This is a genomic window from Aureivirga marina (assembly GCF_015767265.1).
In the GTDB taxonomy this organism is placed as follows: Bacteria; Bacteroidota; Bacteroidia; order Flavobacteriales; family Flavobacteriaceae; genus Aureivirga; species Aureivirga marina.
Genome location: NZ_JADPIB010000003.1, coordinates 286,777 through 302,334, shown reverse-complemented (window position 1 = coordinate 302,334; position 15,558 = coordinate 286,777). Strand labels below are relative to the sequence as shown.

Annotated in this window: 10 protein-coding genes; 8 read left to right on the top strand and 2 right to left on the bottom strand. The window is 27.0% G+C overall.

The features are described 5' to 3' along the window. Window positions 1-36 precede the first annotated feature (36 nt). The 4 genes from I1A51_RS08130 to I1A51_RS08115 all read left to right on the top strand — a co-directional run bounded on the left by I1A51_RS08130 (window position 37) and on the right by I1A51_RS08115 (window position 5,667). A complete protein-coding gene (locus I1A51_RS08130) occupies window positions 37-1,206 on the top strand; it encodes a proline dehydrogenase family protein (RefSeq protein ID WP_196892875.1) in 1,170 nt (389 codons plus the stop codon). A 2-nt stretch (window positions 1,207-1,208) separates the two neighbouring features. Further along, window positions 1,209-2,456, top strand: coding sequence for a metallophosphoesterase (locus I1A51_RS08125; RefSeq protein ID WP_196892874.1), 1,248 nt, complete (start codon window positions 1,209-1,211; stop codon window positions 2,454-2,456). 97 nt (window positions 2,457-2,553) lie between these two features. Then, on the top strand, window positions 2,554-4,095 hold the full coding sequence (locus I1A51_RS08120; RefSeq protein WP_196892871.1) for a T9SS type A sorting domain-containing protein: 1,542 nt from the start codon (window positions 2,554-2,556) through the stop codon (window positions 4,093-4,095). A gap of 138 nt (window positions 4,096-4,233) precedes the next feature. Beyond that, window positions 4,234-5,667: a T9SS type A sorting domain-containing protein gene (locus I1A51_RS08115; RefSeq protein WP_196892870.1), complete on the top strand. Its 1,434-nt coding sequence runs from the start codon at window positions 4,234-4,236 to the stop codon at window positions 5,665-5,667. Between the two features lie 37 nt (window positions 5,668-5,704). On the opposite strand, the gene I1A51_RS08110 is transcribed toward I1A51_RS08115, so the two are convergent. Beyond that, window positions 5,705-6,613, bottom strand: a complete 909-nt coding sequence (locus tag I1A51_RS08110) for a M28 family peptidase (RefSeq protein WP_196892868.1) — start codon at window positions 6,611-6,613, stop codon at window positions 5,705-5,707. Between the two features lie 149 nt (window positions 6,614-6,762). Between I1A51_RS08110 and lnt the strand changes: the two genes are divergently transcribed. From lnt to I1A51_RS08095, 3 genes are all read left to right on the top strand, one after another. After that, the gene (lnt, locus tag I1A51_RS08105; protein WP_196892867.1) at window positions 6,763-8,364 is read left to right on the top strand and encodes an apolipoprotein N-acyltransferase; all 1,602 of its coding nucleotides are present in this window, start codon (window positions 6,763-6,765) and stop codon (window positions 8,362-8,364) included. Between the two features lie 137 nt (window positions 8,365-8,501). Beyond that, on the top strand, window positions 8,502-9,428 hold the full coding sequence (locus I1A51_RS08100; protein ID WP_196892864.1) for a DMT family transporter: 927 nt from the start codon (window positions 8,502-8,504) through the stop codon (window positions 9,426-9,428). An 11-nt stretch (window positions 9,429-9,439) separates the two neighbouring features. Beyond that, entirely contained in the window at window positions 9,440-10,336 is an 897-nt protein-coding gene (locus I1A51_RS08095; protein ID WP_196892863.1) for a bestrophin family protein, read from the top strand. 33 nt (window positions 10,337-10,369) lie between these two features. On the opposite strand, the gene I1A51_RS08090 is transcribed toward I1A51_RS08095, so the two are convergent. Further along, window positions 10,370-11,755 carry a DUF2252 family protein gene (locus tag I1A51_RS08090; protein ID WP_196892861.1) on the bottom strand — a complete coding sequence of 462 codons (1,386 nt, stop codon included), beginning with the start codon at window positions 11,753-11,755 and terminating at the stop codon, window positions 10,370-10,372. Between the two features lie 423 nt (window positions 11,756-12,178). Between I1A51_RS08090 and I1A51_RS08085 the strand changes: the two genes are divergently transcribed. Further along, complete coding sequence (locus I1A51_RS08085) at window positions 12,179-15,556, top strand: T9SS type A sorting domain-containing protein (protein ID WP_196892859.1); 3,378 nt, start codon at window positions 12,179-12,181, stop codon at window positions 15,554-15,556. The last annotated feature ends 2 nt before the right edge of the window (window positions 15,557-15,558 follow it).

Sequence of the window (15,558 nt, the reverse complement as noted above, 5' to 3'; positions counted from 1 at the left end):
AGCTAGTGAGTATATTTGTGAAAACTTTTTTAAGACATGGATAGAATTTTTAACAATACAGAAGTAGCTTTCAAATTAAAGTCTGATTCTGAGCTAAACAGAGCATATTTTTTATTCAAAATGATTCAAAAAGAATCTTTAGTAAAAATAGGAACTTCCTTAACCAACTTTGCTCTTAAAGCACATTTGCCAGTTGAAGGTATAATTAGAACTACTGTTTTTGATCATTTCTGTGGAGGAGTTACAGAAGATGATTGTTTGCCTGTAATGGATAAAATGTATGAAAAAGGAAATGTTTGTTCTGTTTTAGATTATTCTGTAGAAGGAAAAGAAGAAGAAGAACAATTTGATAATGCTATGAATATTACGTTAAAAATTATCAAATTCGCACAAGACAAAAAAAATATTCCTTTTGTTGTATTTAAGCCTACTGGATTTGGAAGATTTGCTTTATATCAAAAAATCACAGAAGGAAAAGAATTAAATGAAGAAGAGAAAAAAGAATGGCAAGTTGTTGTAGACAGATATGACAAAGTTTGTAAAGCTGCACATGCAGCAGGAATTCCAATTTTAATTGATGGAGAAGAAACTTGGATGCAAGATGCAGCTGATGATTTAGTAGAAAAAATGATGGTAAAATATAATAAAGAAAAAGCCATTGTTTTTAATACACTTCAATGTTATCGTTGGGATCGTTTAGATTATTTAAAGAAATTACATGAAAGAGCTAAAGAACAAGGTTTTTATATTGGTATGAAAATTGTTCGTGGTGCTTACATGGAAAAAGAAAGAGAAAGAGCTCAAGAAATGGGTTATAAAGATCCTATTTGCGCTACCAAACCAGATACAGATAATATGTATAACAGTGTAATGACTTACATGTTTGAAAATTTGGGTGAAATGTCAATTTTCGCAGGAACGCATAATGAAGAAAGCTCTTATCTTTTAATGGAATTAATGGAGAAAGCAGGTGTAAAGCATGATGATGAAAGAGTTTTCTTTGGTCAACTTTATGGAATGAGTGATCATATTTCTTATAATTTGGCTGCTCATAAATATAATGTTGCAAAATATCTTCCTTTTGGACCTGTTCGTGATGTAATGCCTTACTTGATTCGTAGAGCAGAAGAAAATACTTCGGTTGCTGGACAAACAAGTAGAGAGCTTAATTTATTAAAAACAGAAAGAGAAAGAAGAAAAATCTAAGAATGGGAATCGCATTTTTTATCGGTTTTTTGCTAGTTTTTCTAGGAATCGATATTTATATACTAAGAGTTTACTTTAGAATATTGGAAAGCACGTTAGCAAGACGTGTTTTTCAATATTTATATGTAATTACTGGAATTATCGCATATGTTGGAGTAATTAATATTTATTTATCCAGAGCTGTTTTTGAAAATGAATCATTTAATGCTTCTATTTTCAAAAATGTAACTTCAGGTGTCTTTTTTGCATTTTTTATTTTCAAACTACTACTAGCAAGTTATCTGTTTATTTATGATTTATACAGATACATAAAATATATTATTTTAAGAATAAAAAGAAAAAAAGGAGAAAGAAAAGTAAACCTGAAACATAGAAGAAAGTTTATTGGTCAACTTGGATTGATTGCTGCTTCTGTTCCTTTTGCTTCTATGATTTATGGAATAACAAAAGGAAAATACCTTTATACTGTTAAAAATGTCAATTTAAAATTAAAGAATTTACCAGATGCATTTAAAGGATTTAAAATTGTACATATTTCTGATGTCCATGCAGGAAGTTTTGATAGTAAAGAAGATGTACAAAGAGGAATTGATTTAATTAATACACAAAATCCGGATGCAGTATTTTTTACAGGAGATTTAGTAAATAATGATGCTAGAGAAATTACGGATTATGTTGATATATTTAAATCTATCAACTCAAAATATGGAAAATTTTCTTGTTTAGGAAATCATGATTATGGAGATTATAAAAACTGGGGAAGTGAAGAAGCAAAGCAACAAAATATGCAATTACTTTTCCAACAACATAAAGACATGAATTTTGAATTACTAAACAATGAGAGTAGAAGAATTCATAAAGATGGAGAATTTATTGATATTGTTGGTGTGGAGAATTGGGGAAGTTTAGGAAGATTTCCAAAAATTGGAGATTTAGACAAAGCTTTAACTAACACAGAAAATGAAAGTTTTAAAATTCTTATGTCACATGACCCAACACATTGGGATGAAAAAGTTTTAGAACACCAAACACATATTGATTTGACTTTATCTGGTCACACACATGGAATGCAGTTTGGAATTGAAATTCCTGGATTTAAATGGAGTCCTTCTAAATTTATTTATCCAAGATGGGCTGGATTATATGAAGAAAAAAATCAATTTCTTTATGTAAACCGTGGTTTCGGATTTTTAGGTTTTCCTGGTAGAGTAGGAATTTGGCCTGAAATTACAGTTATTGAATTAAGTTAAATACTTATTTAATATGTATATAAAACCGATTAATATTATTAATCGGTTTTATGTTTGTTAATATTTTATATTTTTGGAAAAATATAAAATAATTTTTATGAAAAAAATTACACAAAAATTGCTTTTTACAGCATTCCTTTTATTCTCATTTAATTCCATTTTTTCACAATGTCCAGATGGAGATGTCACTTTATTTTCTCAAGAACAAATTGATCAATTTATTATTGATTATCCTGATTGTACTGAGATTTCTGGGGATTTAAATATTTTCAGCTTTGATACGGTTAATTTAAATGGTCTTGAAAATATAAACAATGTTACAAATACATTGAATATTCAGAATTTATATTATATTCAGAATTTAAATGATTTAAACATTACTTCTGTTGGTAATCTTATAATTAAAAATACAATTCTGACTAATTTTGAAGGTTTAAACATTACAACAGTAACTGAAAATATTACAATTGAAGAAAACGATTTTTTAACTTCGTTTGATGGATTACATTTAATTACTTCTATTAATGGGGATTTAATCATCAAGTATAATGAATCTATTGTGAATTTTGAAGGATTTGAATTATTAGAATCTATTGGAGGAAATTTTTATTTTTCACATAACAATGAATTATTCAATACTTCAGGATTAGAAAATTTAAATACTATTTCAGGAGAATTATTTCCTAGTAGAAATCCTTCATTAGTTGATCTAAGCTTTGATTCCCTAGAAGTTTTAGGGAGTTTTATTATTAATAATTATTATAATTATCTTTCAGATAATGATCATTATAATAAAAAATTAGCAAATATTTCATTTGAAAATTTAGAAACTGTAACTAATATTCAAATTAGATTAGATGAAGATAATATTGTAGGATTTTATAATACCTTTCCAAATTTAATTTCAAGTGAAAACATAAATATACTCTTAAAAAACAATTTCTATAGTTTTGAATCGGTATTTCCAATGTTAGTAAATTGTAAATCATTTTCAATATATAATGGTAATTTAAATTTTGATATTAGTGAAATTGAAAATATAACAAATTTAGAAAGTTTAACTATGCGTGGAAGCTTTATGTTTGAAGGTTTAAACAGTTCTTCTTTAAAAAGTATTAATATTTCTAATAATGATTTAATTGAAAATCTAAATATTCCAAATTCAAATGTATTAACGAGTATTAAAATAGAATATTCAGATATTCTTGAAAATATTACTATAAATAATGCTAGTCAATTAAATGAAATAATAATTACTAATAATCCAAATTTAAATATTTGTAATATTGATTGTTCAAAAATAACAGAATTATATTATAATTACACCCAAGATGATATTAAAATATGGGAAAATGGAGATAATTGTTCTATTGAAAATATGTGTGCCCAAATTCTTAATGTTGAATCTATTGATGAAGAAGAATTATCTATTTACCCAAATCCAACTAAAGAACATATTTTTATATCTTCTTCTAAGGAAATTTCAAAATTGGAACTATTTGATATTACTGGAAAAATAATTATAGAAAAGCGCAATTCATACGAACTTAATTTAGAAAGTATTGAAAAAGGAATTTATTATCTAAAAATATATAGAGAAAAAAATAGAATCTCAACACATAAAATTATAAAAGAATAAAATCTAATTTTTAATTTTAAAAAAGACATTTTACTAAATCAACGTAAAATGTCTTTTTTTTGCCATAATATGTCCTTTTTATACACTTTTCATTTATAGGTTTAAACGTAATTTTGCTTTATATTAATTACCACATACATGAATAAAAGTTATTTAAGAAAAGCATTATTATTACTTACACTTCCAATTTACACATTTGGGCAATGTAATGATCCAAATATCACTTTAGTCAATCAGGCTGAAGTAGATTCATTTTCAACTGATTACTCAGGATGTACAGAATTAGTTGGAAATTTAACAATAAATGGTTCGGATATTACATCTTTGGAAGCGTTAGAAAATATAACTTCTGTTGGAGGAAATTTATTTATTACAAATACTTCTTTAACAGCAATCAATCAATTGATAAATTTAGAAACTGTTTCAGGTTATTTTAAAATTACAAATAACGAACAGTTAACAGATATAACCCTAGATTCCGGAAACATAAATGATCTTTATGTTCGATTAAATACAAACCTTGAGAATATAAAAGCCAATAATCTAGAAACTGCAAATGAAATTGATATTTATGGAAATGCATCTTTAGAAACTATTAATTTATTTGCTTTAGAAACTATCCATAATTTAAAAATTGGAAATAATGATAATTTAGAAACAGTAACTTTCTTTAGTTTAGAAAGCTCTGATAATTTTATTCAAATCTACCAAAATGACGTTTTAACAGCAGCAAATTTTCCAAGCTTAACAACAGCTGACAATTTTAATGTGTATAATAATGATGAGTTGATATTATTAAATATTAGTTCTCTTGAAACGGTTAATGATTTTAGTTTTGATATCAACGAATCAATGTTAAGCTTGGATTTGAATTCAATTACCTCATCACCTGTAATTACAATTGAAGGAAATCCAAGTTTGGTAGAAATTAAAGGTGAAAACTTAACAACATTTAATAGAATTGCTATTGAAAGTAATGATGAATTAAAAAACATTACTTTCAATAATGTTACTGCAACTGGACCAATTAAAGTAGAAGGAAATTTAAAATTAGAAAAAATTGAATTTAATGCTTTAACTCAAATACAAGAATATCCTAATTATATTCCTTTAGACTTACATATTAAAAACAATAATAATTTAAAAGATATCTTATTTCCAAGTTTAAATACTGTGGAAAAAATTAGAATCGAAGACAATCCATCTTTAACTTCATGTTCTATTGACTGTTCAATTTTTGAAAATTTGACAGATAATGGAATTGAAAATGATTTATTTTTTCAGAATAATAATATTAGTATCTCGGATTTGTGCTCTCAAATTGGAATTGATGAACAGGTCTTTAAAAACTTAACAACAGTTTATCCAAATCCAACGACAAATTTTGTTCGTATCAAAACTAATAATAATGTAGATCTTGTTAGAATCTTTGACACTCACGGGAAAATAGTTTTAGAAACAGAGAATCAAAAAAAAATTGATATTCGACATCTTGATGAAGGAATTTACTTTATGAAAATTTATTCAGAAGGAAGAAAGAAAATCGATGCGTGCAAATTAATGTTAAAATGAGAGGAAAAAAGCTACCAATTTTGGTAGCTTTTTTTATTTATAACTGAAGGAGTGTTTGATGTAAATTATCAATCACTTTTGCCATTTTTTCTAAATTTAAAGTATCTATCGTATCTGACTTTTGATGGTAATTGTGATTTCTAAAAAAAGCTGTATCTGTTATCATCACTGCATCAAAACCAAATTTCCAATAATTTAAATGATCTGAAAAATCAATTCCTTCTAAAGAAGTTGGTGCTAAAATAGGGAAGGACTTAATTTTATTCTGTTTTATAAACTTCTGAGAAATTTCCTTTGTAAATTCAGAATTATCTTGTTTAGAAACAATCGTGATAAAATCGGCTTTCGTTCCGTATAATTGTTTCATTTCTGGAATTGGATAATTTTGCGAATTTGCTTCTTCATTAAAATATCCAATCATTTCCAAAGAAATCATTCCGTAAACATTTGTATTATTTTCCTCTAATGATTTTGCATGAATATAACTTCCCATGTTTTTAGTTCTAAAAAAAGGAGGTTCTTCTAAACTATAAGCTACAAGTTCAATTCGATAATTCAATTTTTCTCCTTTTAATAATCTAGCCAATTCTAACAAACCTACAATTCCACTTGCATTGTCATCAGCTCCATCTTGATTACCACAAACATCATAATGCGCTCCAATCACAATTGTTTCTTTATTTTCTTCTCCAAAAACACAAATCACATTTTTATATGTTTTACCATTTACATTAAAATTTTGATAAGAAACAGCGTTTGAATAATTTTTAAATTCCTGATGAATATAATTTGCAACTTTATTTAATACAGCAACATTTTTGTAATTTCTTGGTTTTTCAGTTTTAATAATTTTTTCTAAATGATTTTCAATACAAGTAACATTTAATTGAGCAATAAGAAATTGAAAACTTAATAAAAATAAAATAGAAAGTGTAATTTTTTTCATAATCTAATATTTAAAAAAAGAACGTTTATTTAAAATTTTTATTTTGAAAAATTCATAAATTAAAAAGATAAAAATTTAATACATTTGATTTTTAATTTCCCCTTATTTAATGAGGGTTTATTTTACATAATGAAACATTGTAAACTTTAATGAAAAATAATTTATTATTAGCAATATTATCTGGAGTGTTATTAGCATTAGGTTGGCCGACGTACGGATTTCCAGGATTATTATTTTTAGGATTTATTCCTTTACTTTTTGCAGAAAAAAACATAAGAACAAAATTTCCAAAAGCATCAAAACTTCGAGTATTTGGAATTTCGATGTTAACTTTCTTAATTTGGAATTTTATCACAACTTGGTGGATTTATTATGCAACACCTTTTGGAATGGTTGGAGCTGTAGTAACAAACTCTTTTTTGATGAGTATTGTTTTTTTAATTTTTCATTTAGTTGCAAAGAAAAATGCAATTCCATCAAGTTATTTATTTTTAATGACAGCTTGGATAGCTTTTGAAAAATTTCATTTAGGTTGGGATTTATCTTGGCCTTGGTTAAATTTAGGAAACGGATTTGCAAGTTTTCATAAATGGATTCAATGGTATGAATATACAGGAATTTTCGGTGGAAGTTTATGGGTTTGGATTGTAAATGTTGGATTATTCAAAGCTTTAGAGCAATATTTTAAAACAAAACACAAACCTGTATTAATTAGAAAAATCATTTTTTACTTCTTATTAATTATAATTCCAATTGGTTTTTCTTATAGAATTTATAATAATTATGAAGAAAAAGGAAAAGAAATAGAAGTAATCGCTTTACAACCAAATGTAGATCCATATACGGAAAAATACAAAAAAACAAATGGACAATTTACTTTAGATTTAATAAATCTTACGAAAGAAAAAATTACACCAAATACAGAATTTGTATTAGCACCAGAAACAACTTTACCACAATCTACAACTTTACAAAATTTTAAAAACTCAAGTTCTTATAAATTATTTGATAAGTTTTTTGAAGAATATCCGAAAGTAAATTTCTTAACAGGAATTACACTTGCAGAAATATATCATAACAAAAAAACAAAGCCAACGCCTTCTGCGAGAAAAATGCGTAACTCAAATTTTGAATGGTATGATGTTTATAATTCTGCTTTATTATTAAATAACGAGCATAAAAACCCTGTATATCATAAATCAAAATTAGTTGTAGGTGTTGAACAAATGCCTTTTCAGAAAGTTTTGACTCCAATTTTAGGTGGAATGACAATTGATTTGGGTGGATTAACAGGATCTTTAGGAACACAGAATTTCAGAGATGTTTTTGAATCAAATAGTCATGATAATCGTGTAGCTCCAGTTATTTGTTATGAATCGATTTATGGAGAATATGTGACGGAATATATCCGTAAAAATCCAGATTTCATTGCTGTAATCACAAACGACGGTTGGTGGGAAGATACACAAGGACATAAACAACATTTGACTTTTTCAAAATTACGAGCAATTGAAACGAGAAGAAGTGTTGTTAGATCTGCTAATACAGGAATTTCAGCATTTATCAATCAAAAAGGAGATATTATTTCTTCAATTCCTTATGGAGAAAAAGGAGCTTTACGAGGAACTGTTATTTCAAATGATGAATTTACCTATTATGTACAACAAGGTGATTATATTGCAAAAGTTTCTGCTTTTGTTGCAATTTTATTGTTAGTTGTTTCATTTACAAGAAGAAAAGCAATGATGTAAAAGTCTAAAAATATTCTTATTCAAAAAGAGATTTTACTTTTAGTGTAAAATCTCTTTTTATTTATAAAAATCTGATTATCAATAAATTAAAATAATTTTTATCATATTTTTTGTAAATTGTAGTAAATGCAAAATATATGATTACCAAAAATCATCTTAGATCACATTTTTTTATATTTCTCGCAAATACGATTGTCGGGATTACTTATTTACTTGCAAAAGAAGTAATTCCAAACAATATTTCTGCGGAAGCATTTTTCTTTCTAAGAATTTTAGGAGCAACAATACTTTTCTGGAGTATTTATGTTTTTAAAAAAGAAAAAATTGACAAAAGAGATTATCTAAGAATTTTCTTTTGTGGATTACTTGGTGTTACAATTAGTAAACTTGCATTTTTCAAAGGATTAGAACATACATCTCCAATTGATTCTTCAATCATCAGTACTTTAACTCCTGTCGCAATATTATTCTTCAGTTATTTCCTATTAAAAGAAAAAATGGGAATTTTAAAAATCCTTGGAATAATTCTCGGTTTCGGAGGAACCATTGTTTTAATTCTTTTTGGAGATCATGAAAGCGCTGGAAGTGCTTCTATCTATGGAAATTTATTAACACTTTTAAAAGTTTTGAGTTATGCTGCTTATATTATATTAGCAAAACCATTAATGCAAAAATACCATCATATTACTGTTATTAGTTGGGTATTTTTAGTTGCGTTAATTACAAGTATTCCATTTAGTTATTCCTTTGTTTTAAAAACAGATCTTACATTAATCACACCTTTTGCATTATTTGTAATTCTTTATGTTACAGTTGGTTCAACGTTTTTAGTTTATTTATTTAATCTTTATTCTTTAAAACATTTACCAGCATCCATTATTGGAAGTTATATTTATTTACAACCTGTTGTTACTTATATCGCAATTGAAATTTACGAAGCATTTACACACAGCCCAAAATATACAGAAGATTTATCTCCGTTAAAAATAATTAGTTGTATAATGATTTTTGTTGGAATTTTCTTGGTTTCAAAAAAGAAAAAGAAGGCAAAAATAATTGATTAAAAATCAAAATTATGATATTAGAAAGACGCGTACCAATTCGTTATATTTTAGGTCAAGTTCGAGTAGATTTAATTTACATCATTGGATTTGCAATTGTAATGATGATTATTGAATATTTTGTAAGTTTCGAACTTCCACTTACGATTCCAGCATTTCTTGGAACTGCAATTTCACTTATTCTTTCTTTTCGATTAAATCAATCATATCAAAGATGGTGGGAAGCAAGAAAAATTTGGGGAGCAATTGTAAATGATTCTCGAAGTTTGGTTGTACAGGTAAAAAACTTTACACGTTCACATCAAACTCCAGAAGTCGAACAAATAATTAAAGAAATTGCAAATGTTCAAATTGCTTGGTGTCATGCTTTATCTAAAAGTTTACGGAAACAAAATGCAACAGATTTCTTAGATAAATATATTACAAAAGAAGAAAAAAAAGAAATTGAAAAACATAGTAATGTTCCTTTAGCTTTGATTGATTTAAATTCTAGAAAAGTACAATCACTTTTTGCGATGAATGTTTTAAATAATTTCCAATATGTAGAAGTAGATGCGACTTTTGTACGTCTATGTGCATCTATGGGAAAAGCAGAACGAATTAAAAATACCGTTTTTCCAAAAATGTATTGTTTACTTCTTCATGTCTTCATTTATGTGTTTTTATGTATGTTAGATATTGCAATTACAGAATTAAATCCATTGATTGAACTTTTAATAATTTTAGTTATTGCAACCACTTTTTTCTTATTAGAAAGAACAGCTTTTAATCTTCAAGATCCATTTGAAAATCGTCCTACAGATATTGCGACAACAACAATTTCAAATACGATTGAACTAAATTTAAAGCAATTAGTAAACGAAAAACACGAATTACCAAAAACAGATCCAGACAGTTTTTATGTATTATAAACTTAAAAGCCACTTCATAAAGTGGCTTTTTTTTTAATTATTTTCTTCTTGATGTTTTACCATTTCTAGATTTAAAGCATTAACAAAACTTCTCCAATCTTCTTCTACACAATCTGCATAATTAAAAGCAATTTCTCTTACAGTAAACATAAATTTTTCTTTATCTGTATGAATCTTTGAAACTAAATATTTTGAAAAAACAAACGGATCATAATCTTTGTGTAATTTATAAGCAGCTCTCTGATGTTCTGTTGCTAAAATTTTTCCCCATTGTTGCGAAATCATATAAAAATCCTCTTCTAGTTTTAATTTTTCAGTTGGAAAAGCTTCTTTAAAAGGCGAACGTTCTCTTACAGAATAAATTTCATCTTCTAGTTCTAACCAACCTAAATATTGATCAGGATGTTCTGCAATTGCTTTAAAAGCTAACATATGACGTTCTCCTTCATGCTTAAATGTATTTTTATATTCTTCTATTTCTTCTGTATTCATTTTTGCACAAGCTGGAGGCATTTGCTGCTTTTTTACATCTAAAATAATTGGTAAATGATTTGTTGCTTCATCACCTTTGATTAAAACATAATAACGTTTCGTACCTAAAGAACCTGTTCCAGCTCCTTGTCTTTCTGCGATGTCTAAAATGGTAAAATTAGCTAAAGTAGTTGAAGATAAATTTTTACTATATTCAATAAAACTCTCTTTAATTTTTATATTTAAGACTTCTGAAATTCCATCTAATTTTTCTAATTCTAAATTGAATTTTCGATTATTTCCTTCACCTATTGTCCATTTATCTAACATTTTCAATCGACTTTTTTTCTTTTCAACTTTTTTCAAGAATTTTTTTAATTTTCCATCAGTTGTCTTTTTTGTATAATGCCATTCTGTCCAAAATTCTCTATTCGAAAAGAAAGAAATTTTCTCTAAATAAGCATTAATAAAAGAATCTAAAGCAGCTTTTTGTTGTTTAAAATCAAAAATACCATTTACACGTGCATCCAACACAATACTAATTGCCATTCGCCATAAATCATATTGAAAATCTGCAACAATACTATCATCAAAATCATTTAATCCATAAATTACTTCTCCTTGATGATTTGAAAACGCACCAAAATTATAAATATGCGCATCTCCTTGAACCCAAGTTAAAGTCTCAGGTCTTCCTCCAAAAAATCGAAAACGCCAATCATTAAAAAAATCTTCCCAATACAAATGATTTGAACCACGATAGAAAGCATAAGGATTTTGTGCCATTTTGAAATATTTCTTTGTTTTAGATTCAAAAGAAATAATATCATTTTGTTCTCTTATTTCATGTAATATTTTATGAATTCTATTGTGTAACGTTAAAGTATGTTGTTTCGGAATTTTAACTTCTTCTACTTGCGAATTAATTTCAATTAATTGGTGTTTCATTATTCTATTTTCTTAGAGGAGCTAAATTTAGAAAATTCTAGGAATTATTACTTCTTTCAAAAGTTTAAATCGTTTTAAACTGTTAATTATTTAAGATTTAAAAGAATCTATTATTTGGTTAAAATTTACTTTTTAAGAAAATAACATCCTTATTAAAATCTATTTAAATACTTAATTATCAATATTTTAACTATAGAAATTTTTCTTTTTAGTTAAATTAAAGGTTCTCTCTTTTTAAAAGGCAAAAGCTTAAAAAAAACTTTCTTTTTTCCTAAGAAAATAATAAAAACAAACTTCCTAAAATTCATTTAACAAATCCTTAGAAAAGTATGGTTTCTATTTAGGGTAATTTAGATAAATTATTGAATTACAGCTTTTTAAAAAAAATACAAAGTCTATTTATTAGTTTAAAAATTTATAATCATGAAATTAAAAATCAACTCCTTACTAATATTTTTATTAAGCGTTTCTTTTCTTTTTTCCCAAGAGAATGAAAAGGAATGGTTTGAATTATTAGACGATCCTGAGGTTTCATTTCAAACAATTCAACAAAAAGCAGATGCATATTTTGAATTTGTAGGAAAGAAAAAAGGAACAGGTTGGAAAGCATATAAACGTTGGGAACACTATAAAAAACTACGATTAAATCCAACGGATAAAATTACTTCTTTAAATAATACTCGTGAAATTTACAAAGATTATGCAGAGCGATTTATTTCTGCAAGAAGTTCTGTAGAAGGAAATTGGTCTATAATTGGACCAATCGATTTACCAAAAAATGGAACGACACAATCCAATGGTGCAGGAAGAATAAATTGTATTGCATTTCATCCCACAGATGAAAATACTTTATTTGTAGGAACTCCTTCTGGAGGTATTTGGAAATCTACAGATGGAGGTTATAATTGGACAGATTTAAGTAATGATTTTGTTCGTTTAGGAATCAGTAGTATTGCAATTGATTATACAAATCCGAACATTATTTATGTAGGAACAGGAGATAGAGATGCAGGAGATGCTCCAGGATATGGCGTTTGGAAATCTATAAACGGAGGAAACTCTTGGCAACCAGCAAATATTGGAATGGGTCATATTACAATTAATGAAGTAATTATTCATCCAACAAATCCAAATAAATTAATTGCTGCTTCCAATAATAGAATTCATATAACTACTGATGGTGGAAACACATGGACCTCAACAGGAGTTTCATCAACAGCAAAAGACATTGCTTTAAAACCAGATAATCCTGAAGTGATTTATGTAGGAGGAAAAAATATACTTAAATCAATCGATGGTGGGATATCTTTTACAGAAATTTACACGAATCATGATAGTGCACAAAGAATTGCAATTAGTGTTACAGAAGATGATCCAGAACGATTATATGGATTAAGAGGAGGAAGCACTGGAATGAAATCTTTTATCATGTCTGAAGATGCTGGGGAAAATTTTTCTACAATGTCGGATTCGCCAAATATTTTAGGATATAGTTCTACAGGAAACGATTTTAATAGTCAAGCTTGGTATGATTTAGTTTTAGCTTGTAATCCAAAAAATAAAAATGAATTGTATGCAGGTGGGATTAATGTTTGGAAATCTATAGATGGAGGTGTCACTTGGAGTATGATGGGATATTGGGTAACCGAAATTCATGCAGATCAACATGCCTTTGAATTTTCTCCTCATAATAATGATTTCTATGCAGGAAATGATGGAGGAATTTATAGACTAGAAGAAGAAACAGAAGATTGGATTGATTTATCATCTAAATTACCAATAAGTCAATTATACAAAATTGGACAAAGTCAACAAACTAAAAATTTAGTAATTAATGGGCATCAAGACAATGGAACTACCATTTTTGATAAAGATCATTTTAGAACAGAAGTTGGAGGTGATGGAATGGAATGTGTTATTGATTTTGATGATGATAATTATATGTACACTGCTTTATATTATGGAGATATAAGAAGATCTATAAATAAAGGACATTCTTTTAATAGAATTGCAAGAAGTGGTTATAATGGAATAAATGAAAGTGGTGGTTGGATAACACCCTTTAAAATTGATCCTTCTAATACAGGTAGAATGTATATTGGATATAGTAATATATGGGTATCTAATAATATTAAAACAATAAATACATCTGATGTAGAATGGAATAAAATAACGGATTTTGAAATTGGTGTTAAAGTAGTAGATTTGGCAATTGCTCCAAATAATTCTAATGTTATTTATTTTTCTAAAACTAATTTATATAAAATAGAAAATGCATTAAGTGAAAATCCCACTTATAATCAAATTACTAAACCAGAGAATGGAACTGTAAAAGATATAGAGATAAATCCAAATGATTCTAATCACCTCTGGATTGTAATTGGTAAGAAAATTTTTGAATCTAGAGATGGCGGAAATACTTGGGAAAATGTTACAGGAACTTTGCCAAATCTATCCATAAATACTGTCGTTTATGATCATCGTAGTACAAACGATGCTCTTTATATTGGTTTAGATGTTGGTGTGTATTATATGGACGCAGATATGAATGATTGGATTCCATATAATAATGGTTTACCAAATTTAGAGGTAACAGAATTAGAAATTTACTATGATCCAAATTGTGAAGGAAAAGATATGCTTAGAGCTGCAACATATGGTAGAGGTTTGTGGGAAACTCCTTTGAAAAATCCTGGAGATAAAGCACCTGTTGCTTGCTTTGAAGTTAGTAAAACCGAAGTCTGTAAAAATGAAAGTGTTCAATTAATTGATTTATCTGCTTATGGTTCTACAAATTGGGAATGGAATATTACGCCTAATTCTTATGAATTTCTAGATGATTTTAATGAAACAAGTAAAAGTCCTTATGTTAAGTTTATAAATGAAGGAACTTATAGAGTTTCTTTAAATGTTTCTAATCCATTAGGAAATGATAGTAGTTTAAATGAAATAGAAATTACTGTTTCTGGTGATGGATATTCACTTCCTTATATGGAAGATTTTGAATCTGGTGATTTATGTCAAGCACAAGCCAATTGCCAAATGAATAGCTGTATTTTACCAAATGATTGGGTAAACGTTACTGGTGAAGATAATACAGATTGGTTAATTAATTCTGGAGAAACTATTTCAGAAATGACTGGTCCTAACATTGATGCAACACATAATACAGTTGATGGTAAGTATCTTTATATTGAAGCTTCTAATTGTACAGCAATGGAAGCTAGATTAGTTTCACCTTGCTTAGATTTTAGCACTATGGAATATATTGAAATGAGTTTTTCATATCATATGTTTGGAATTAATATGGGTGAATTACATGTAGATATTTATCATGATGGAAGATGGATTACTGATATAACATCTCCTTTAATTGGAAATCAAGGTGAAGAATGGAAAGAGAAAAAGATTAATTTAAATAAATATGCAGGAGATATAGTAAAGATTCGCTTTAGAGGAATCACAGGAAGCGGATATACTTCTGATATTGCTATTGATGATATTCGTATTTATAAAGGCGAAAGAGACGATATAAACACTGAAGAATATGAGGAGGATGAGGTTTTAGATTTCATGATTTTTCCAAATCCTAGTTTAGGAATTCTTTATATTCAAAAATCAACAGCAATTGAAATAAATGATGATATTCAACTTTTTAATACACTCGGACAATTAGTTCATTTTGTAGAAAATAAAAATATAGATAATCAAGATATAGTAAAATTAAATATACAGCATTTAAATCAAGGAATGTATATTCTAAAAATTAACGGTAATTCTTATAAATTTTTTAAAAAATGACG